The 20214-nt window shown below is 66.7% G+C and carries 23 protein-coding genes and 1 tRNA gene; 18 read left to right on the top strand and 6 right to left on the bottom strand.

Going from position 1 to position 20214, the window contains the following annotated elements; translation table 11 throughout:
• Positions 1 to 65: 65 nt before the first annotated feature.
• The 6 genes from H531_RS0109845 to H531_RS0109820 are packed head-to-tail and all read left to right on the top strand — an operon-like array spanning position 66 to position 6838.
• A complete protein-coding gene (locus H531_RS0109845) occupies positions 66 to 827 on the top strand; it encodes an ABC transporter ATP-binding protein (RefSeq protein ID WP_022799180.1) in 762 nt (253 codons plus the stop codon).
• Complete coding sequence (locus tag H531_RS0109840) at positions 824 to 2758, top strand: long-chain fatty acid--CoA ligase (RefSeq protein WP_022799179.1); 1935 nt, start codon at positions 824 to 826, stop codon at positions 2756 to 2758. Before H531_RS0109845 ends, H531_RS0109840 begins: the two co-directional genes overlap by 4 nt.
• Complete coding sequence (locus tag H531_RS0109835; RefSeq protein WP_022799178.1) at positions 2755 to 3648, top strand: branched-chain amino acid ABC transporter permease; 894 nt, start codon at positions 2755 to 2757, stop codon at positions 3646 to 3648. Before H531_RS0109840 ends, H531_RS0109835 begins: the two co-directional genes overlap by 4 nt.
• A complete protein-coding gene (locus tag H531_RS0109830) occupies positions 3645 to 4712 on the top strand; it encodes a branched-chain amino acid ABC transporter permease (protein ID WP_022799177.1) in 1068 nt (355 codons plus the stop codon). Before H531_RS0109835 ends, H531_RS0109830 begins: the two co-directional genes overlap by 4 nt.
• A 40-nt stretch (positions 4713 to 4752) precedes the next feature.
• Positions 4753 to 5955 carry an ABC transporter substrate-binding protein gene (locus H531_RS0109825; protein WP_028490787.1) on the top strand — a complete coding sequence of 401 codons (1203 nt, stop codon included), beginning with the start codon at positions 4753 to 4755 and terminating at the stop codon, positions 5953 to 5955.
• Positions 5956 to 6004: 49 nt separating this feature from the next.
• Positions 6005 to 6838 carry an ABC transporter ATP-binding protein gene (locus H531_RS0109820; protein ID WP_022799175.1) on the top strand — a complete coding sequence of 278 codons (834 nt, stop codon included), beginning with the start codon at positions 6005 to 6007 and terminating at the stop codon, positions 6836 to 6838.
• 38 nt (positions 6839 to 6876) lie between these two features.
• Here the strand turns inward: H531_RS0109820 and H531_RS0109815 are convergent.
• A tRNA-Ala gene (locus tag H531_RS0109815) sits at positions 6877 to 6951 on the bottom strand.
• Positions 6952 to 7115: 164 nt separating this feature from the next.
• On the opposite strand from H531_RS0109815, the gene rpsB reads away from it, so the two are divergent.
• From rpsB to H531_RS0109775, 8 genes are read left to right on the top strand one after another with little or no spacing between them, the layout of a single operon-like run.
• Positions 7116 to 7889, top strand: coding sequence for a 30S ribosomal protein S2 (rpsB, locus tag H531_RS0109810; protein WP_022799174.1), 774 nt, complete (start codon positions 7116 to 7118; stop codon positions 7887 to 7889).
• A complete protein-coding gene (tsf, locus tag H531_RS0109805; RefSeq protein ID WP_022799173.1) occupies positions 7886 to 8476 on the top strand; it encodes a translation elongation factor Ts in 591 nt (196 codons plus the stop codon). The genes rpsB and tsf overlap by 4 nt, the downstream gene beginning before the upstream one ends.
• A 55-nt stretch (positions 8477 to 8531) precedes the next feature.
• On the top strand, positions 8532 to 9233 hold the full coding sequence (gene pyrH / locus H531_RS0109800) for a UMP kinase (protein WP_022799172.1): 702 nt from the start codon (positions 8532 to 8534) through the stop codon (positions 9231 to 9233).
• Between the two features lie 14 nt (positions 9234 to 9247).
• Positions 9248 to 9805, top strand: a complete 558-nt coding sequence (frr, locus tag H531_RS0109795; protein WP_022799171.1) for a ribosome recycling factor — start codon at positions 9248 to 9250, stop codon at positions 9803 to 9805.
• A gap of 33 nt (positions 9806 to 9838) precedes the next feature.
• Positions 9839 to 10663 carry a phosphatidate cytidylyltransferase gene (locus tag H531_RS0109790; protein ID WP_022799170.1) on the top strand — a complete coding sequence of 275 codons (825 nt, stop codon included), beginning with the start codon at positions 9839 to 9841 and terminating at the stop codon, positions 10661 to 10663.
• On the top strand, positions 10660 to 11763 hold the full coding sequence (gene dxr / locus H531_RS0109785; protein WP_022799169.1) for a 1-deoxy-D-xylulose-5-phosphate reductoisomerase: 1104 nt from the start codon (positions 10660 to 10662) through the stop codon (positions 11761 to 11763). Before H531_RS0109790 ends, dxr begins: the two co-directional genes overlap by 4 nt.
• Positions 11760 to 12770, top strand: a complete 1011-nt coding sequence (locus H531_RS0109780; RefSeq protein WP_022799168.1) for a M50 family metallopeptidase — start codon at positions 11760 to 11762, stop codon at positions 12768 to 12770. Before dxr ends, H531_RS0109780 begins: the two co-directional genes overlap by 4 nt.
• The gene (locus H531_RS0109775; RefSeq protein ID WP_022799167.1) at positions 12770 to 13396 is read left to right on the top strand and encodes a glycosyltransferase family 2 protein; all 627 of its coding nucleotides are present in this window, start codon (positions 12770 to 12772) and stop codon (positions 13394 to 13396) included. Before H531_RS0109780 ends, H531_RS0109775 begins: the two co-directional genes overlap by 1 nt.
• Here H531_RS0109775 and H531_RS0109770 read toward each other — a convergent pair.
• The 5 genes from H531_RS0109770 to H531_RS0109750 form a co-directional block, all read right to left on the bottom strand.
• A complete protein-coding gene (locus H531_RS0109770; RefSeq protein ID WP_022799166.1) occupies positions 13383 to 13904 on the bottom strand; it encodes a hypothetical protein in 522 nt (173 codons plus the stop codon). The two genes, H531_RS0109775 and H531_RS0109770, sit on opposite strands and share 14 nt — an antisense overlap.
• Complete coding sequence (gene proC / locus H531_RS0109765; RefSeq protein ID WP_022799165.1) at positions 13901 to 14686, bottom strand: pyrroline-5-carboxylate reductase; 786 nt, start codon at positions 14684 to 14686, stop codon at positions 13901 to 13903. The genes H531_RS0109770 and proC overlap by 4 nt, the downstream gene beginning before the upstream one ends.
• Positions 14683 to 15879 carry an RsmB/NOP family class I SAM-dependent RNA methyltransferase gene (locus H531_RS0109760; protein WP_022799164.1) on the bottom strand — a complete coding sequence of 399 codons (1197 nt, stop codon included), beginning with the start codon at positions 15877 to 15879 and terminating at the stop codon, positions 14683 to 14685. The genes proC and H531_RS0109760 overlap by 4 nt, the downstream gene beginning before the upstream one ends.
• Entirely contained in the window at positions 15876 to 16148 is a 273-nt protein-coding gene (locus H531_RS0109755) for a stage V sporulation protein S (RefSeq protein ID WP_003044778.1), read from the bottom strand. Before H531_RS0109755 ends, H531_RS0109760 begins: the two co-directional genes overlap by 4 nt.
• Before the next feature lie 94 nt (positions 16149 to 16242).
• Positions 16243 to 16680, bottom strand: a complete 438-nt coding sequence (locus H531_RS0109750; RefSeq protein ID WP_022799163.1) for a type II toxin-antitoxin system RatA family toxin — start codon at positions 16678 to 16680, stop codon at positions 16243 to 16245.
• Positions 16681 to 16884: 204 nt separating this feature from the next.
• Between H531_RS0109750 and rpsL the strand changes: the two genes are divergently transcribed.
• The 4 genes from rpsL to H531_RS13020 form a co-directional block, all read left to right on the top strand.
• Positions 16885 to 17298, top strand: coding sequence for a 30S ribosomal protein S12 (rpsL, locus tag H531_RS0109745; RefSeq protein WP_022799162.1), 414 nt, complete (start codon positions 16885 to 16887; stop codon positions 17296 to 17298).
• A gap of 7 nt (positions 17299 to 17305) precedes the next feature.
• Positions 17306 to 17773, top strand: coding sequence for a 30S ribosomal protein S7 (rpsG, locus tag H531_RS0109740; protein ID WP_022799161.1), 468 nt, complete (start codon positions 17306 to 17308; stop codon positions 17771 to 17773).
• Positions 17774 to 17776: 3 nt separating this feature from the next.
• On the top strand, positions 17777 to 19852 hold the full coding sequence (gene fusA / locus H531_RS0109735) for an elongation factor G (protein WP_022799160.1): 2076 nt from the start codon (positions 17777 to 17779) through the stop codon (positions 19850 to 19852).
• Positions 19853 to 19910: 58 nt separating this feature from the next.
• The coding region (locus H531_RS13020) for a GTP-binding protein (protein ID WP_033399313.1) at positions 19911 to 20214 on the top strand (304 nt) is incomplete at its 3' end.

Raw genomic sequence — 20214 nt, 5'->3', positions numbered from 1 at the left:
GGGGCGTTGACACTTGCTCCCCGCCCCCTTATACTTCCCGGCAAACAGCTCGTGGAGGGGAACCCGTGGCCCAGCTTGCGGTAGAGAACATCACCCTGACCTTTGGCGGCCTGGCCGCCCTCTCTGCGGTCTCCTTGGCGGTGGAGAGGGGAGAGCTGGTCTCTGTGATCGGCCCTAACGGGGCGGGGAAGACGAGCCTCTTGAACTGCATCTCCGGCTTCTACCACCCCCAGCGAGGACGGATCCTCTTTGAGGGGGAGGAGATCACCCGGGCTACTCCGCACGAGGTCACCCGGAGGGGCATCGCTCGGGCCTTCCAGAACATAGAGCTCTTCTCCGGGCTTACCGTTTTGGAAAACCTGATGCTTGCCCGGCACACCCACCTCCGCTACGGCCTCCTCGAGGCGGGCCTGTTCTACGGCCGGGCCCTACGGGAGGAGGTGGAGAACCGCAAGGCGGTGGAAGGGGTCATTGACTTTATGGAGCTTGAGCCCTACCGCAAGGCCCTGGTGGGCAACCTCCCTTACGGCGTCAGGAAGCGGGTGGAGGTGGCCCGGGCCCTGGCCCTCTCGCCCAAACTCCTCCTCCTGGACGAGCCCATGGCGGGGATGACCCTGGAGGAGAAGGAGGACATGGTGCGCTTCCTGCTGGAGATCAAGGCCCGGGGCATCACCGTGGTGCTCATTGAGCACGACCTGGGGGTGGTCATGGACATCTCCGACCGGGTGTACGTCCTGGACTTCGGCCAGGTGATCGCCGAGGGGGCTCCTGAGGAGGTGGCCAAGAACCCAAGGGTGCAGGAGGCCTACCTGGGGGTGGAAGCGTGAAGGCCCTCAGGCCCTCCTACGAGATGAAGCGTTACACCCTGCCCCAGCTTCTTAGGCTTCGGGCGGAGCATGAGGGGGACCGGGTGGCCCTTAGGGAGAAGGACTTTGGCATCTGGAACGAGATCACCTATGCCCAGTACTACGAGAAGGTCCTCCTCTTTGCCCACGGTCTCCTGTCCCTAGGGTTTGCGCCGGGAGAAAGGCTCGCCATCCTTGCCGACAACATTCCCGAGTGGCTTTACGCCGAACTGGGGGCCCAGGCGGTGCGGGGGATCAGCGTGGGGATCTACCAGTCTAGCCTTCCCCCAGAGATCGCCTACATGCTCACCTACACGGGGGCGAGCCTCGTCCTTGCCGAGGACCAGGAGCAGGTGGACAAGCTCTACGAGATCCGGAACGAAATCCCCCAGGTTCGCCGGGTGATCTATGAGGACCCCAAGGGGATGGGCGCCTACCGCGACCCCTGGCTCCTCTCCTTTGAGGAGGTGCTGGAGAGAGGCCGGGAGCACCGGGCTAAGCACCCCGACGCTGTGGAAAAGCTTCTCCTTGCTGCAAGCCCCGAGGAGGTCTGCCACCTGTCCTCCACCTCCGGCACCACGGGAAGGCCTAAGGCAGCCATGCTCCGCCACCGCAACCTGATCCACATGGGGGTGGCCCTCCAGGAGGTGGACCCTCTCCTCCCTACCGACGACTACCTTTCCTTCCTTCCCCTGGCGTGGATCGGGGAACAGATGATGTCGGTGGCCATGGCCCTGACCGGGGGCTTTACCGTCAACTTCCCCGAGGCCGTGGAAACGGCCATGCACGACCTGAAAGAGATCGGCCCTCACGTCATGTTTAGCCCGCCAAGGGTGTGGGAGAGCATCCAAAGCCAGGTTTGGGTGCGGATTTCCGAGAGCCCCGCTTTGAACCGCTGGGTCTACCAGAGGCTTCTGCGGCTGGGCTACCGGGCGGCCGACTACCGCATGAGGGGAAGGCCCATGCCCCTCGGCCTGCGCCTTGCGTACTGGCTTGCCGACCAGTTTCTCTTCAAACCCTTAAGGGACCAGCTCGGTTTTCTGCGCCTGCGCCGAGCCTATACCGGAGGGGCCGCCTTGGGGCCGGACACCTTTCGCTTCTTCCACGCCATCGGGGTCAACCTCAAGCAGATCTACGGCCAAACGGAGATCATCGGCATCGCTTTCGTCCACCGGGACGGGGACGTGCGCCCGGAAACCGTGGGCAAGCCTATCCCCGGCACCGAGGTCAGGATCAGCGAGGAAGGGGAGGTCCTCTGCCGCTCCGATGCGGTCTGTGCGGGGTACTGGGAGAGGCCCGAGGCCACGGCGGAGACCTTCCGCGAGGGCTGGCTCCACACGGGGGACGCGGGCTACCTTACCGAGGACGGGCACCTGGTGGTGATTGACCGCCTCTCCGATGTGATGCGCACCGAGAAGGGCACCCTCTTCAGCCCGCAGTTCATAGAGAACAAGCTGAAGTTCAGTCCTTACATCAAAGAGGCGGTGGTCTTTGGCGATCGTAAGCCCTATCTGGCGGCCTTCCTCAACGTGGACCCCCAGACCGTGGGCAAGTGGGCCGAGGACCGGGGGCTGGCCTACACCACCTACCTGGACCTGTCCTTAAAGCCCGAGGTGGCCGAGCTCATCCGGGAGGAGGTGGAAAAGGTGAACCGGGAGCTTCCCGAGGAGCTGAGGATCCGCCGCTTCGTCCTCCTCTACAAGCTCTTGGACGCCGACGATGAGGAGCTCACCCGCACGGGCAAGGTGCGGCGGGGCCTTATCGCCAAGAAGTACGCCCCCTTGGTGAGCGCCCTTTACAGCGAGGCCAAGGAGGTGGAGGTGGAGGCGGAGTACCGCTACCAGGACGGCACCCTAAACCGCGTGCGGGCCAAGGTGCCGGTCCTGGACCTGAGGGTGGAGGTGGCGGCATGACCTTTTTCCTTCAGCTCCTCTTCTCCGGGGTGGTCCTGGGCCTGGTCTACGCCCTGGCCGCCTTGGGTTTCGTCCTCATCTACAAGGCGAGCCGGGTGGTAAACTTCGCCCAGGGGCAGTTTATCGCCATCGGGGCCTTTTTGGCCTACTGGGCCATGGTCTCCCTGGGGGCACCCTTTCTCTTGGCCGCCGCTTTCGCCTTGGCCCTGACCGCCCTCCTGGGCTTTGGGGTGGAGCGGATTTTCCTCAAGCGTCTGGTGGGCCAGCCCATCATCTCGGTCATCATGGCCACCATCGGCTTGGCCTCCCTTCTGGACGGGCTCATCCACCTCACCCCCTTTGGCGCCGGCAACTTCAGCTACCCCGCCTTCCTGCCCCCGGGAGGCGTGCGCCTGCTTGGGGTTCAGATTTCCTACGCCCAGCTTTTGGCTTCCGGCTTCACCCTGGCCTTCCTCCTGGCCTTTACCTGGTTTTTCCAGCGCTCCACCCTGGGGGTGGCCATGCGTTCTGTAGCCGACGACCAGATGGCGGCCATGAGCCTCGGCGTCTCCGTGGAGCGGGTCTTTGCCCTGGCCTGGGCGGCGGCAGGGCTCACTGCGGCCGCGGCGGGGATGGCCGTGGGCACCATCTCGGGCCTCAACCTGGATGGCCTGGTGCACATTGGCCTCAGGGTCTTCCCTGTGGTGATCCTGGGGGGGCTGGACTCCATCCCCGGGGCGGTGGTGGCGGGGATCCTGATCGGGGTCTTGGAGAACCTGGCGGCGGGCTTCCTGGACCCCCTGGTGCCGGGGGGCGGCACCCGGGACGTCTTCCCCTTCCTGGTCCTCCTCGGGGTGCTCTGGTTCAAGCCCTATGGGCTCTTTGGCACGGAGGAGATTGAGCGCGTATGAGAAACCCCTGGGCGCAGACCGGCAACTACCGGACGCGATACGAGCAGGACGCCAGCGTCTTCGCCACCCACCGGGAGCTCGTTTCCCTGATCCTTTTCCTGGGCGTTCTCCTCTGGCTTCCCCAGGTTCTCTCCCGTACCCAGGTCTTCATCCTGGACCTGATCCTGGTCTACAGCCTCGCCGTCCTGGGCTTGAACATCACCACGGGGTATGCCGGGCTCATCAACATCGGTCAGGCGGCCTTCATGGGGGTGGGGGCTTACACCGCGGCCCTTCTCGCTCCCCAGGGCCTGCCCTTTTGGCTGGTGATCCCCATAGGGGGCTTGGTGGCCGCCTTCTTTGGCTTCCTGGTAGGCATTCCAAGCCTCAGGGTAAAGCACCTCTACCTGGCCCTGGCCACCCTGGCCTTCCAGGTGGTGTTTGAGTGGGCCGTGGGGCACATGCCCCTCCTCAAACAGGGCGGGGCCATGGACATGCCCCGGGCGAGCCTCTTCGGCTATGAGGCGGGCTTCCGCAACCATTACCACTTCTGGTACTATGTGGCCCTGACCGCCCTGGTGCTCCTCTCCTTCTTCTGGCGCAACCTCCTTAGGACCAAGTACGGCCGGGCCTTGGTGGCGGTGCGGGACAACGACCGGGCGGCGGACGCCATGGGGATGGACCCAGGGCGCACCAAGCTCTTCGCTTTCGCCCTGGGGGCCTTCTACGCTGGGGTGGCGGGAGGCCTCTACGCCTACCTGGCCCGGGCGGTGGTCATAGAGGACTACACCTTTGCCGTCTCCATCAAGCTTTTGGCCATGGCCATCGTGGGGGGGCTCGGGACCCTGGTGGGCAGTTACCTGGGCCCTGCCTTTTTGGAGCTTCTGGACGTGAACATGGAGGCGCTCTCGGGCCTCATCAAGGCCTTGGGCTTCAGCGTGGCCGGGGTGGACGTGGCGAGCGCCCTCCGCCCCTTTGCCTTCGGACTGGTCATCGTCCTCTTCCTCATGTTTGAGCCCAGGGGGCTTTACAACTGGTGGCGGGTGCTCAGGAGCTACTTCCGCACCTGGCCCTTTAAGTATTAGCCAACCCCCCGGTGAGGGGTTGAGAATGGGAGGGAAGAGCATGAAGGGGACCTTGGTAGGGATCGTAGCGGCGGCAGGTCTGGCCTTGGCCCAGCAGCAGGTGACCCTCTTCTGGTCGGGGGCCATCACCGGGCCCACCTCGGACGCCGGCGCGCCCTATGGGGCGGCGGTGGAGGACTACTGCAAGTACGCCAACGAGCGGAAGCTGGTCCCGGGGGTCACGTTCAACTGCGTGATCCGGGACGACCAGTACAACAACGCCAACACGCAGCGCTTCCTCGAGGAAGCGGTGGACCGGTTCAAGATCCCCGTCTTCCTCTCCTACGCCACGGGGGCGAACCTCCAGCTCAAGCCCCTGATCCAGGAGCTCAAGCTCCCCACCATCCCCGCCTCCATGCACATCGGGCTCATTGACCCGCCGAACGCGGACTACTTCTTCCTGCCCACCACGAGCTACTCCGAGCAGGTGGTGGCCCTTCTGGAGTACATCGCCCGCCAGAAGAAGGGGGCCAAGGTGGCCCTGGTGATCAACCCCTCCCCCTTCGGCCGGGCCCCGGTGGAGGACGCCAAAAAGGCGGCCCAGCAGCTCGGCCTCCAGATCGTGGACGTGCAGGAGGTGGGGGCCGGCAACCTGGACAACACTGCCCTTCTCAAGCGCTTTGAGCAGGCGGGGGTGGAGTACATCGTCCACCAGAACGTGGCCGGCCCGGTGGCCAACATCCTCAAGGACGCCAAGCGCCTGGGCCTGGACAGGAAGTTCAAGCAGCTGGGAGCCCACTACACCGGTGGGCCCGACCTCATCAACCTGGCGGGGGAGGCGGCGGAGGGCTTCCTCTGGGCCACCAGCTTCTACCTCTACGAGGAGGACACGCCGGGGATCCGCCTCCAGAAGGAGATCGGTCAAAAGTACGGGCGGCCGGAGGCCCTGATACGGAGCGTCAACTACACCAACGGGATGCTGGCCGCGGCTATCGCCGTGGAGGCCATCCGCCGGGCTCAGGAGCGCTTCAAGCGCGTCACCAACGAGACGGTATACCAGGCCATCGTGGGCATGAACGGGCCTAACGCCTTCAAGCCGGGCTTTGCCGTCTCCACCAAGCGCGGTATTGAGATTGACTTCACCAAGAGCGAGCACACCGGCGCCGAGGGCCTGCGGATCCTCGAGGCCAAGGGGGGCCGCTTCGTGCCCGTGACCGAGCCCTTCACCTCGGCCCTCTTCCGCAAGGTGCACTACGGCAAATAGCCCTCTTCCCGGGGCCCGGGATACCCCGGGCCCCCTGCCCACAAGCGCCATGGACACCCTTAACCCCACCCGCCCCGAGGACCTCGGGCCCATCCTCCTCCTGGTCAACAACATAGAAGTGGTCTACCACGACATCATCCAGGTCCTGAGGGGCGTCTCCCTCAAGGTTCCCGAGGGGCGCATCACCGCCCTCCTCGGCCCCAACGGGGCGGGGAAGACCACCACCCTTAGGGCCATCTCCGGGCTTCTCATCCCCGAGGACGGGGAGGTGGTGCGGGGGGAGATCCTCTACCGAGGCAGGCCCATCCAAGGCCGCCCCCCCGAGGAGATCGTCAAGCAGGGCATCGTGCAGGTGCTGGAGGGCCGGAGGGTCTTCAAACACCTCACGGTGGAGGAAAACCTCAAGGTGGGGACCCTGACTCGAGGCGGCCAGAACCTCAAGGGGGAGCTGGAGCGTATCTACCACTACTTCCCCCGCTTGGCCGACCTGAGAAACCGCCTCGCTGGCTATCTCTCCGGGGGGGAGCAGCAGATGCTGGCCATCGGCCGAGCCCTTTTGGCCCAGCCTAGGCTCCTCCTCCTGGACGAGCCCTCCTTGGGCCTTGCTCCCCTCCTCGTACGGGAGATCTTCGGGATCGTGGCCCGGGTGAACGCCGAGGAGGGGGTCACCGTTCTCCTGGTGGAGCAAAACGCCCGCATGGCCCTTTCCATCGCCCATTACGGCTACATCATGGAAACCGGGCGGATCGTCCTGGAGGGGGACCGGGAGTACCTCCTGGGAAACCCGGACGTACAGGAGTTCTACCTTGGGGTGGCCAAGGGGGGTGGGCGGAAGAGCTTCAAGGAGGTCAAGGCCTACAAACGGCGCAAGCGCTTCATGTGAGGAAGGCCCCGGACTCCGGGGCCTTCCTCTTAGGGAGCTGGTGGAGCGGCGGGGATTTGAACCCCGGTCCTCCCGCTTGCAAGGCGGGTGCTCTCCCTCTGAGCTACCGCCCCGCGCCTTAGGGAGTATAGCCCACCCCGGGGGGTTACGCAAAGGCCCCGGGGGTCCTATAATCGGAAGGGTGTGCTGGACCAGCCCCTGGGCAGGGGAAGGTCCCTGGGGACAAAGGCCGGCCCACCTGGAACGCTAAGCCCAACCTTCCCCGAATGGGAGGAATATGCCGCTCAACATCAGCGTGAAGGAACTGCTGGAAGCTGGCGTGCACTTCGGCCACGAGCGTAAGCGGTGGAACCCTAAGTTCTCCCGCTACATCTATGCAGAGCGCAACGGCATCCACATCATTGACCTGCAGAAGACCATGGTGGAGCTGGAGCGCACCTTCCGCTTCCTCGAGGACCTGGCCATGCGCGGGGGCACGGTGCTCTTCGTGGGCACCAAGAAGCAGGCCCAGGACATCGTGTACATGGAGGCCGAGCGCGCAGGGATGCCCTACGTGAACCAGCGCTGGCTGGGGGGGATGCTCACCAACTTCAAGACCATCGCCCAGCGGGTGAACCGCCTCGAGGAGCTGGAAAACCTCTTTGCCTCCGAGGATATCCAGCACCGCCCCAAGAAGGAACAGGTGCGGTTGAAGCATGAGCTGGAGCGCCTGAAGAAATACCTCTCGGGGTTCCGTCGGCTTAAGCGCCTGCCCGACGCCCTCTTCGTGGTGGACCCCACCAAGGAGGCCATCCCCGTGCGGGAGGCGAGGAAGCTCTTCATCCCCGTGGTCGCCCTGGCGGACACGGACTCCGACCCCGACCTGGTGGACTACATCATCCCCGGAAACGACGACGCCATCCGCTCCATCCAGCTCATCCTCTCCCGGGCGGTGGACCTCATCATTGAGGCCCGGGGCGGGGTGGCGGGGCCCTCCCCCTCCTACGCCCTGGTGGAGGAGGCGGAGCGGGTAGCCCACGAGGAGGGCGGAGAGGACGAGGTGGAAGCATGAGCCAGACCGAGCTCATCAAGAAACTGCGGGAGGCCACGGGGGCCGGGATGATGGATGTGAAGAAGGCCCTCGAGGACGCGGGTTGGGACGAGGAAAAGGCGGTGCAGCTCCTAAGGGAGCGGGGAGCCATGAAGGCCGCCAAGAAGGCGGAGCGGGAGGCCCGGGAGGGCATCATCGGCTATTACGTCCACCACAACCAGCGGGTGGGGGTTCTCCTGGAGCTCAACTGCGAGACGGACTTCGTGGCCCGGAACGAGCTCTTCCAGAGCCTGGCCAAGGACCTCGCCATGCACATCGCCATGATGAACCCCCGCTACGTCTCCGCCGAGGAGATCCCCGCGGAGGAGCTGGAAAGGGAGCGGCAGATCTACATCCAGGCCGCCCTCAACGAGGGCAAGCCCAGGGAGATCGCCGAGCGGATCGCTGAGGGACGGCTCAAGAAGTACCTGGAGGAGGTGGTGCTCCTGGAGCAGCCCTTCGTCAGGGACGACAAGGTGAGGGTGAAGGAGCTCCTCCAGCAGGCCATCGCCAAGACCGGGGAGAATATCGTGGTGCGGCGCTTCTGCCGCCTGGAAGTGGGAGCGTAGGCCATGGAACCCGCCGGGGCCCCGATCCAAGCGGGCCCCGGTTTTTGCTAGAGCCATGAAGTACCGGCGCGTCCTCCTCAAGCTTTCCGGAGAGTTTCTCACCAGCAACGGCTTCGGCATAGAGCCCGAGGCCACCCGGGCCCTGGCCAAGGAGATCAAGGCCGCCTACGAAACGGGGGTACAGCTCGCCATCGTGATCGGTGGGGGCAACCTGTGGCGGGGCCCCCGCCAGGGGGTGGGTATGGACCGGGCTACCGCGGACTACATCGGCATGCTGGCCACCATCATGAACGCCCTGGCCCTGCAGGACGCCCTCGAGGCCCTCTCCATCCCCACCCGCGTCCAGACCGCCCTCACCATCACCCAGGTGGCCGAGCCCTACATCAGGAGGCGGGCCCTCCGCCACCTGGAAAAGGGGCGCATCGTCCTCTTCGGGGGAGGAACGGGGAACCCCTTCTTCTCCACCGACACCGCCGCCGCCCTCCGCGCCCTGGAGGTGGGGGCGGAGGTGGTCCTCATGGCCAAGAACCGGGTGGATGGGGTGTACTCCGATGACCCCCGACGGAACCCCGAGGCCGTGCGCTTTGACGAGCTTTCCTACCTGGAGGTGCTGAACCGGGGCCTCCAGGTCATGGACACCACCGCCATCACCCTGTGCATGGAGGCGGGGCTCCCCATCGTGGTTTTTGACATCTTTAAGCCCGGTGCCCTGGTGGGTATCATCCAGGGGGAAAAGGTGGGCACCCTGATCCACTAGGGAAAGGAGGCACCATGACCCTGAAGGAGCTGTATGCGGAAACCCGAAGCCACATGCAGAAGAGCCTCGAGGTGCTGGAGCATAACCTGTCGGGCCTGCGCACGGGGCGGGCCAACCCCGGGCTTCTCCTCCACCTCAAGGTGGAGTACTACGGCACCCAGGTTCCCCTCTCCCAGATCGCCACGGTAAGCGCTCCCGACCCCCGCACCCTGGTGGTGCAGTCCTGGGACCAGAACGCGCTCAAGGCCATTGAGAAGGCCATCCGCGATTCTGACCTGGGCCTGAACCCCGCCAACAAGGGGGACGCCCTCTACATCGCCATCCCGCCCCTCACGGAGGAAAGGCGCAAAGAGCTTGTGAAAGCGGCCCGTCACTACGCGGAGGAGGGCCGCATCGCCATTCGCAACCTCCGCCGGGAGGCCCTGGAGAAGCTGAAAAAGCTCTCCAAGGAGCTCCACCTCTCCGAGGACGACACCAAGCGGGCCGAGGCCGAGATCCAGAAGATCACCGACGAGTTCATCGCCAAGGTGGACGAGCTGGCGGGGAAGAAGGAGCAGGAGATCCTCGGTTAGGATGCCCAGCCCTGTAGCGCCCGGGGAGGGGAGGTGAGGGACGACCTTCCCCTGAGGGTGGCCTCCTCCTTGGTGGGGGCAGCCCTCCTCCTCCTCGTCCTGTGGGGCGGCCTTCCCCTGATCCTCCCCACCCTCCTGCTGGTCCTCTGGATCGGCGGGCTGGAGCTTCGGGACATGCTGGCCCGCCGAGGGGTGGCCCTGAACCTGCCCTTGCTCGTGGGCGGGGGGAGCCTTCTCTTTTTCCTTTCCCTTCCCCAGCTCTACTGGCACTTTCCCCAGGTGCCCTGGCGGGAGGTGGCCTTGGGGCTTTTCCTGATGGGGAGCTTCAGCTATGAGCTTCTGAAGGGGGCCGACCTTGCCCGCTTTGCCTTCACCCTCCTTGCCTTCCTCTACCTGCCCTGGAGCCTGGGGTACGTCCTCCTCCTTAGGGAGGTGCCCAACACCGCCCTGGGGCTTTGGACCCTCTCCCTCCCCATCGTGGCGAGCTTCGCTACCGATATCGGGGCCTACTTCGCCGGCCGCTTCTTCGGCCGGAGGAAGCTTGCCCCCGAGATCAGCCCGGGAAAGACCCTGGAGGGCTCCTTGGGGGGCATCCTCTTCAGCTTTCTTGCCCTGGTGGTCTACACGGGGGCGGTGCGGGAGGTCTTCCCCTTTGGCCTTTTGGAGCTTTGGCTCTTCAGCCTCCTCCTCTCCCTGGCGGCCCAGCTTGGGGACCTGGCGGAGTCCATGCTGAAGCGCTACTGTGGGGTGAAGGACTCCGGGCAGTTCCTGCCCGGGCACGGGGGGCTTTTGGACCGCATAGACAGCCTCCTCTTCACCTTCCCCCTGACCTACTTTTTGGTGGTGCTTTTCACATGAAAAGGGTGGTGATCCTGGGTTCCACGGGCTCCATCGGCCGGCAGGCCCTGGAGGTCTGCCGCTGGCGGGGCTACCGGGTGGTGGGCCTGGCCGCTGGGAAGAACCTAGAGGTCCTTGGCCAGCAGATCGCCGAGTGGCGGCCCTTGCGGGTGGCGGCGGACGAGGGCCTTCACGGGGAGCTTAAGGCGCGCTTTCCCGGGGTTGAACTCTCCACCCCCGAGGAGGTGGCTGCCCTCGAGGCGGAGGTGGCCGTGGCCGCCATCCCGGGGCTCGCCGGGCTCCCCCCCACCCGGGCGGCCGTGGCCACGGGGAAGCGGGTGGCCCTGGCCAACAAGGAGGCCATGGTGGCGGCGGGGCCCCTGCTTTGGGAGGAGGCCCGCGCCAGCGGGGCCGAGATCCTCCCCGTGGACTCCGAGCACTCCGCCCTCTTCCAGGCCCTCCAGGGGGAGCGGAGGGAGGACGTGGCCGAGCTCATCCTCACCGCCAGCGGGGGGCCCTTTCTCCGGGGTCCCTCGGACCTCTCCCAGGTTACCCCGGAGATGGCCCTGAACCACCCCCGCTGGCGCATGGGCCCCAAGGTCACCGTGGACTCCGCCACCCTCTTCAATAAGGGGCTGGAGGCCCTCGAGGCCAAGGAGCTCTTCCGCTTTTCCCTGGAAAGGATCCGCGTCCTTATCCACCCCCAGGCCTATGTCCACGGCCTGGTGCGGTTTGTGGACGGAAGCCTGAAGGCCCAGCTCGGGCCTGCGGACATGCGCCTCTTCCTCCAGTATGCCCTGGCCTACCCTGAGCGGGCGGAAACTCCCCTAAAGGACCTTCCCGTTCCCGGGGTTCTGGAATTTTTGGAGCCCGACCTGGAGCGTTTCCCCGCCCTGGCCGTGGCCTATGCCGCGGGAAGGCGGGGAGGGGTGGCCCAGGTGGCGGTTTCCGCTGCGGACGAGGTAGCGGTGGAGGCTTTTCTGGCGGGGAGGATCCCCTTCACCCGCATCCCTGAGGTGCTGGCCAAGGTCCTGGAAAACACCCCGGACCTGCCCCTAACATGGGAGAACCTCTTCGCCGTGGACGCCTGGGCCCGGGAGGAGGCCAAGAGGTGGGCATGAGCCTGATTTGGTTTCTGGTCCTCATTGGCGTGAGTGTCTTCGTCCATGAGCTGGGCCACTACCTGGCCGCCAAGGCCCAAGGGGTGAGGGTCAAGGCCTTCAGCCTGGGCTTCGGCCCCGTCCTATGGCGCAGGCAGGCCTGGGGCACGGAGTGGCGCCTTTCCGCCATCCCCCTGGGGGGGTATGCGGACATCGAGGGCCTCCTCCCCGAGGAGCGGGGCCGGGGGTACGACGCCCTGCCCTTTTGGGGCAAGCTCCTCGTCCTCCTCATGGGGGTGGTCATGAACGTCCTCCTGGCCTGGGGCCTGCTCGCCTACCTCTTCAGCGCCCAGGGGGTGCCCGAGGCCACCGGTCGGGCCGTGGTCCTGGAGGTTCTGCCGGGAAGCGTGGCGGAGCGTGCCGGGCTGAGGCCGGGGGACCTCCTGGTGGCGGTGGACGGAAGGCCCCTCCGCCGCCCCCAGGAACTGGAGCGCCTCAAGGTGCCGGGTCCTCACGCCTTCACCGTGCTCCGGGAGGGGAGGGAGGTGTCCCTTCGCCTCACCTGGCAGGAGGGCATGGGGAAGCTCGGGGTGGTGTACCAGCCCGAGGTGCGCTTCCGCCGGGTGGACTTCCCCTCGGGGGCCCTGCTCGCGGCGCACCGCATCCTGGCCTTCGGCCCCGAGATGGTGCGGGCCTTGGTGGGCGGGCTTTTGGGGGTGCTCTCGGGGAAGCCGGACAGCGGGGTGGTGGGTCCCGTAGGCCTGGTGGCGGAGACCGGCCGGGCGGCCCAGGAGGGGGTCTTCCGCTTCCTGGAGCTCGCCGTGGCCGTCAACCTTTCCCTGGCCCTCTTCAACCTCCTGCCCATCCCCGCCCTGGACGGGGGGCGGATCCTCCTTTTGGTCCTTTCCCGGTTCTTCCGCATCCGCCCTGAGCAGGAGGCCGCGGTCCACTACCTGGGCTTTCTCTTCCTCCTCCTCCTGGTCCTATTGGTCACCTTCCAGGACCTCCGGAGGCTCTTGGGAGGCTGATGCAGGCCACGGTCCTCATCCCCGCCTACAACGAGGAGGCCACCATCGCCCGGGTGGTCCAGGTGGCCCTAGAGGCGGGCTTTCCCGTGGTGGTGGCGGACGACGGCTCCCTGGACCGCACCGCAGAGGAGGCGGAGAGGGCCCGCGCCCGGGTGGTCCGCCTTCCCGCGAACCGCGGCAAGGGCGGGGCCGTGGCCGAGGGGCTGAAGGCGGTGGAGACCCCCTTCGTGATCCTCCTGGACGCGGATCTCCTGGGGCTTGCGCCCCACCACCTTAAGGCCCTCCTCTCCCCCGTGGCCCGGGGAGAGGCGGAGATGGCCGTGGGCTTTTTCCAGGGCGGGCGGCTGGCCACGGACCTGGCCATGCGCCTCACCCCCTTCCTCTCAGGGCAGCGGGCCCTGCGCACGGGGGACCTGAAGGGCGTGCCTGGGCTGGAGCGGGCCCGTTACGACCTGGAGCTTCTTCTCACCCGCCACGCCCAAAGGCGGGGCTGGCGGGTGCGCTACCTGCCCCTTTTCGGGGTGAGCCAGGTGATGAAGGAGGAGAAGCGGGGCCTTCTCAAGGGGTTCCTCCACCGCCTGCGCATGTACGGCGAGCTCCTCCGCTACCCCTTCAAGGGGGGGTGAAGCGCAGGAGCTCCACCCAGCTTTCCCCGGCCCGGTAGGCCACCACCCCTAGGCCCGGCACCAGGTAGAGCTCCTTGAGGTCCGTCCCCCCCTTCTCCGTGGTGTAGGCGGCCCGCACCCGGTAGGCGTTGAAGGCTCCGGCCTTCACCCGCACCCCCGCAAGGCCCTCTACCCGGGCGGAGAGGGCCACCCGCTGTCCCCGGAAGAGGGCGCGGCCCCCCCAGGCGGCGCCCAGGTCCAGGCGGGCCGGATAGAGGAATAGGGGAGGGGCAAAGGGGAAGTAGCCCTCGGGCAGGCCCACCCCCAGGAGCAGGAGCCCTTCCGGGCCTCGCCCGATCCGGTCTTCCCGGTAAAGCCTGCCCTCCCGCAGGTAGCGCAGGCGGTACCCTTCGGGGCTTTGGAGGAGCTCCTGCAGCGTGCCGTCCGAGTACAGGTAGCGCCCACCTCCCACGGGCAGGACCTGGGCCAGGGCCAGGGGGGCGAGGAGCAGGAGGAGGGCGCGCCTCATTCCGCCTCCCCGAGCTCGTGCCCCCGCCGCGTGGCCGCCTCCACCGCCTCGTAGAAGGCGGCGCGGAGGGCCCGGGCCTCGAGGGCGTGCAGGCCGTGGATGGTGGTCCCCCCTGGGCTGGCCACCTCGTCCTTGAGCTGGGCCGGGTGGCGGGTCTTGAGGAGCTCCCCTGTGGCCGCCAGGGCCTCTGCCGCCAGGCGGAGGGCCAAGGCCCGGGGCATCCCCATCTTCACCCCGGCGTCCGCCAGGGCCTCGGCCACCACCGCCAGGTAGGCGGGGGCGGAGGCGGACATGGCGGTGAAGGGGTCAAAGAGGTGCTCGGGGATCTCGTACACGTCCCCCACGGTGGCGAAGAGGGCCCGGGCGAAGTCCAGGTCCCCCGCCTCCCTGGCCTCCTTGGGCGCGGTCAGGGCCGTGGAGCTTTCCCCGATGGCCGCCGCCAGGTTGGGCATGGCCCGCACCACCCGCCGGGTGCCCAGCCTGCGCGCCAGGACCGCCGTGGACACCCCGGCCATGATGGAGAGGTACCCCAACCCGGGGTGGGCCACCTCCGGGGCCAGGTGGGGAAAGTCCCGGGGCTGGACGGCGAGCAGGACCCGCTCCGCCTGGGGAAGCTCCTCCAGGGACACGGGCCGTATGCCGAAGGCCTCGGCCAGCTCCTGGGCGCGCTCGGGGGTGCGCCCCACCACCCCCACCTCCTCGAGGCGAAGGAAGCCCCGGGAGAGGGCCCCCTTCAGGATGCTCCGGCCCATCTTGCCGAGGCCCAGGAAGACCAGCTTCATGCCCTAGAGTCTACCCTCCGCAGGCGGAGGTAATAAAACCCGTCCAGGCCCTCCCGGGGGGCCACGTAGGTCCCCAGGCCCTCCCGGAGCGTGGGCAGGGGGCAGGCGATGGGTTCGGGCCGGAACTCCGGATGCCGCTCTAGGAAGGTCCGGGCCACCCCCTCCCCCTCCGCCTCCGTGAGGGAGCAGACCGCGTAGACCAAAACCCCCCCTTCCTCCGTGGCCCGGGCCGCCGTCTCCAGGAGGGCGAGCTGGAGGGCCGCCATCTCCCCAGGGTCTTCCGGGCGGAGGCGGTAGCGGAGCTCGGGGTGGGCGCGCAGCGTTCCTGTGCCCGTGCAGGGCGCATCCAGAAGCACCTTCCCGGCCCTTTCGGAAAGGGGAACCCGCAGGTCCTGGGTCCGGTAGGCCACCTCCAGGCCCAGCCTCCTCGCCGTCCTTGCCCCCGCCTCCTGGCGCTTCCGGTTTTGGTCGTAGGAGACTACCCGGGCTCCCTTGGCCGCCAAGTAGAAGGCTTTAAGGCCCGCTCCCCCGCAGAGGTCCAAGACCTTTTCCCCGGGCTTGGGCTTAAGGAGCTGGGCGGCGAAGAGGGAGGCGGGGTTTTGGGGCTGGAGGCCCAGGGCGGGAAAGTCGGCCTTGGGGCCCTCCCAGACGTAGCTGTCCGGGATGGGGCCTGGCCTCAGGTCCAGGGGCCTATAGGCGGTGACGAAGAGGGGAGCGGGCTCGTTGAAGCCCTCGGCGAAGCCCACTTCCCCGAAAAAGCCCCGCCAGGCCTCGCAGAGCCAGTCGGGCAGGGAGAGGCGCACGCACTCTGGGGCTTCCCGCGGGCCCAGGCGGCGGAGCACGGCGTTGACCAGGCCCGCCAACGGGGGGTAACGGCGCTTGGCCTCCTCCACCCAGGGGCTTACCCGGGCGTGGCCCGGCTTGCCGCAAAGCCACTCAAAAGCTCCTAGGCGGAGGATCCAGCGCACCTCGGGGGGAAGCTTCTTGGGCGCCTCGAGGTGGGGTTCCAGGAGGTGGTCCAAGAGCCTCAGGCGGCGGAGGACGCCGTACACCAGGTGGGTGACGTAGGCTTTTTCCCGCTCCGGCCAGCCCACCCGGTCCAGGGCCCGGTCCAGGAGAAGCTGGGAGCGGCCCCCCCGCTCCACCTCGAGGAGCAGGGCCAGGGCCAGCCCCCTGGGGGATGGGGCCTTCAAGACTCCAAGGGGTGGGCTTTGATGCTGAACTTGAGGGCGGTGCGCTCCTCGTTCTCCAACTCCAGCTTGACGAAGGCGGGCTTGACCACCAGGTCCAGGTTGTCGGGAGCGATGTAGCCCCGGGCGATGGCGATGGCCTTCACCGCCTGGTTCACCGCTTGGGGCCCGATGGCCTGGACCTCCACCTCGCCCTTGGTGCGCAGAAGCGCCGCAATGGCGCCGGCCACGGAGTTGGGGCGGGACTTGGAAGAGACGCGCAGCGTTTCCACTTTGACCTCCTGAAAGCTCTGAGGCCACCCTGCTCGGCCAAGACCTGGGCGGCTCAAGCCCATGCTAGGGCATCCTCCCGAATTGCGCAACGCCCTACCCCGCCCGTACCCGATCCTCCAGGCCCTTGAGGAGGGAGGCGGCGTTTTCCTCCATGAGCTTGTGGACCAGCTGCTTGAGCAGGGAACCGAAGAGGGGTAGGGTGAGCTCGTAGGTGAGGTCCAAGACGACCCGGGTTCCCCCGTTTTCCGGGAGGAAGACCCAGGTCCCTTCGTAGCGGTCAAAGTCCCCTTCGGGAGACCAGAAGCGGTTGCGGAGGTGGACGTCGTCCCACTCCTCCTCCTCTATCCAGCGCACCTTCTTCCCCATGGCCACCCCGACCCACTCCGTGCGGGTGCGGTTCCCCTCCCGCCCGAGGACCCGCAGGGTCTTTATGTCGGGGAGGAAGGGCTTCAGGCCCTCGAGGTCCTTGGCCAAGGGGTAGACCTTTTCCGGCGGGAAGGGGAGGAAGCGCTCCACATGGACTTCGGGCATGGCCTTAGTGTTACCGCACCTACCCCTTGCGGGCAAGCCCCCCTTCTTGCCAAAAGGCGCCTGGCCCTATACACTAGGCAAGTTGAGGGCCTTCAGGGCCAGCCCCTGGTCCTGAGGGCGTTGCCCTGTGTGGGCGAAAACGGGGGAGGCCTCCCTTCCCCGGGCGGATCTTGAGAACACGGGGGCAAGTCCAAGAAGAAGGGAGTGGTGGCACTGCCGACGATCAACCAGCTGGTACGAAGGGGCCGCGAGAAGGTCCAGAAGAAGAGCAAGGTTCCGGCCTTGAAGGGATCCCCCTTCCGCCGGGGGGTGTGCACCGTGGTGCGCACCGTGACCCCGAAGAAGCCGAACTCCGCCCTCCGCAAGGTGGCCAAGGTGCGCCTCACCTCCGGTTACGAGGTCACCGCCTACATCCCCGGCGAGGGGCACAACCTTCAGGAGCACTCCGTGGTCCTGGTCCGGGGTGGCCGTGTGAAGGACCTCCCTGGCGTGCGCTACCACATCGTCCGCGGGGTTTACGACACCCAGGGCGTGAAGGACCGGAAGAAGAGCCGCTCCAAGTACGGGACCAAGAAGCCCAAGGAGACCAAGGGCGCGGCCCCGGCCAAGAAGAAGTAGGTGGGGTATGCGGAGAAGAAGAGCAGAGGTACGCCCGATCCAGCCCGACCTGGTCTACGGGGATGTGGTGGTCTCGGCCTTCATCAACAAGATCATGCGGGAGGGCAAGAAGAACCTGGCCGCCCGCATCTTCTACGAGGCCTGCCGCATCATCCAGGAGAAGACGGGCCAGGAGCCCCTCAAGGTCTTTAAGCAGGCGGTGGAGAACGTGAAGCCCAGGATGGAGGTCCGTTCCCGCCGCGTGGGTGGGGCCAACTACCAGGTGCCCATGGAGGTCTCCCCCCGTAGGCAACAGTCCCTGGCCCTCCGCTGGCTGGTCCAGGCGGCCAACGCCCGCTCCGAGCGGGGCGCGGCGGTGCGCATCGCCCACGAGCTCATGGACGCCGCTGAGGGCAAGGGCGGGGCGGTGAAGAAGAAGGAGGACGTGGAGCGCATGGCCGAGGCCAACCGCGCCTACGCCCACTACCGGTGGTGAGCCATGGCGGTTAAGGTGGAGTACGATCTAAAGAGGCTCCGGAACATCGGCATCGCCGCCCACATTGACGCCGGTAAGACCACCACCACCGAGCGCATCCTCTACTACACCGGCAAGATTCACAAGATCGGCGAGGTCCACGAGGGCGCGGCCACCATGGATTTCATGGAGCAGGAGAGGGAGCGGGGCATCACCATCACCGCCGCCGTGACCACCTGCTTCTGGAAGGGGCACCGCATCAACATCATAGATACCCCGGGCCACGTGGACTTCACCATTGAGGTGGAGCGCTCCATGCGGGTTCTGGACGGGGCCATCGTGGTCTTTGATTCCAGCCAGGGGGTGGAGCCCCAGTCCGAGACCGTCTGGCGCCAGGCGGAGAAGTACAAGGTCCCCCGCATCGCCTTTGCCAACAAGATGGACAAGACGGGGGCCGACCTATGGCTCGTGATCCGCACCATGCAGGAGCGCCTGGGGGCGAGGCCCGTGGTGATGCAGCTCCCCATCGGCCGGGAGGACACCTTCTCGGGGATCATTGACGTCCTAAGGATGAAGGCCTACACCTACGGCAACGACCTGGGCACCGACATCCGCGAGATCCCCATCCCCGAGGAGTACCTGCCCCAGGCCCGGGAGTACCACGAGAAGCTGGTGGAGGCCGCGGCCGACTTTGACGAGGGGGTGATGCTCAAGTACCTCGAGGGCGAGGAGCCCAGCGAGGAGGAATTGGTGGCCGCCCTCCGCAAGGGCACCATTGACATCAAGATCACCCCCGTGTTCCTGGGATCCGCCCTGAAGAACAAGGGCGTCCAGCTTCTTCTGGACGCGGTGGTGGACTACCTGCCCTCCCCCTTGGACATTCCCCCCATCCGGGGCACCACCCCTGAGGGGGAGGAGGTGGAGATCCATCCCGACCCCGACGGGCCCTTGGCGGCCTTGGCCTTCAAGATCATGGCCGACCCCTACGTGGGCCGCCTCACCTTCATCCGCGTCTACTCCGGCACCCTCACCTCGGGCTCCTACGTTTACAACACCACCAAGGGCCGGAAGGAGCGGGTGGCCCGGCTTCTTCGCATGCATGCCAACCACCGCGAGGAGGTGGAGGAGCTGAAGGCGGGGGACCTCGGGGCGGTGGTGGGCCTCAAGGAGACCATCACCGGGGACACCCTGGTGGGCGAGGACGCTCCCCGGGTGGTCCTGGAGTCCATTGAGGTGCCCGAGCCGGTCATTGACGTGGCCATTGAGCCCAAGACCAAGGCGGACCAGGACAAGCTTTCCCAGGCCCTGGCCCGCCTGGCGGAGGAGGACCCCACCTTCCGCGTCTCCACCCACCCCGAGACCGGCCAGACCATCATCTCCGGGATGGGCGAGCTCCACCTGGAGATCATCGTGGACCGGCTGAAGCGGGAGTTCAAGGTGGACGCCCACGTGGGCAAGCCCCAGGTGGCCTACCGCGAGACCATCACCAAGCCCGTGGACGTGGAGGGCAAGTTCATCCGCCAGACGGGCGGGCGCGGCCAGTACGGCCATGTGAAGATCAAGGCCGAGCCCCTGCCTCGAGGCTCCGGCTTTGAGTTCGTGAACGCCATCGTGGGCGGGGTGATCCCCAAGGAGTACATCCCCGCGGTCCAGAAGGGGATTGAGGAGGCCATGCAGTCGGGGCCTCTCATCGGATTCCCTGTGGTGGACGTCAAGGTCACCCTCTACGACGGCTCCTACCACGAGGTGGACTCCTCGGAGATGGCCTTCAAGATCGCCGGCTCCATGGCCATCAAGGAGGCGGTGCAGAAGGGGGACCCGGTGATCCTCGAGCCCATCATGCGGGTGGAGGTCACCACCCCCGAGGAGTACATGGGGGACGTGATCGGCGACCTGAACTCCCGCCGGGGCCAGATCCTGGGCATGGAACCCCGCGGCAACGCCCAGGTGATCCGGGCCTTCGTGCCCTTGGCGGAGATGTTCGGCTACGCTACCGACCTGCGCTCCAAGACCCAGGGCCGGGGCTCCTTCGTCATGTTCTTTGACCACTACCAGGAGGTTCCCCGGCAGATCCAGGAGAAGCTCATCAAGGGCCAATAGGGCATTGGCAGGGGTGGGTCGCCGGAAGGCCCACCCCGTGCCTGGAAGAGGAGGGACCATGGCGAAGGGCGAGTTTGTACGGACGAAGCCTCACGTGAACGTGGGGACGATTGGGCACGTGGACCACGGGAAGACGACGTTGACGGCGGCTTTGACCTTTGTGGCGGCGGCGGAGAACCCGAATGTGGAGGTGAAGGACTACGGGGACATTGACAAGGCGCCGGAGGAGCGGGCCCGTGGGATTACGATCAATACGGCGCATGTGGAGTACGAGACGGCGAAGCGGCACTATTCGCACGTGGACTGCCCGGGTCACGCGGACTACATCAAGAACATGATCACGGGTGCGGCGCAGATGGACG

Source organism: Thermus islandicus DSM 21543 (assembly GCF_000421625.1).
In the GTDB taxonomy this organism is placed as follows: domain Bacteria; phylum Deinococcota; class Deinococci; order Deinococcales; family Thermaceae; genus Thermus; species Thermus islandicus.
The sequence above is the reverse complement of the archived record's forward strand: the minus strand, read 5'-3'. Positions and strand labels throughout refer to the sequence as shown.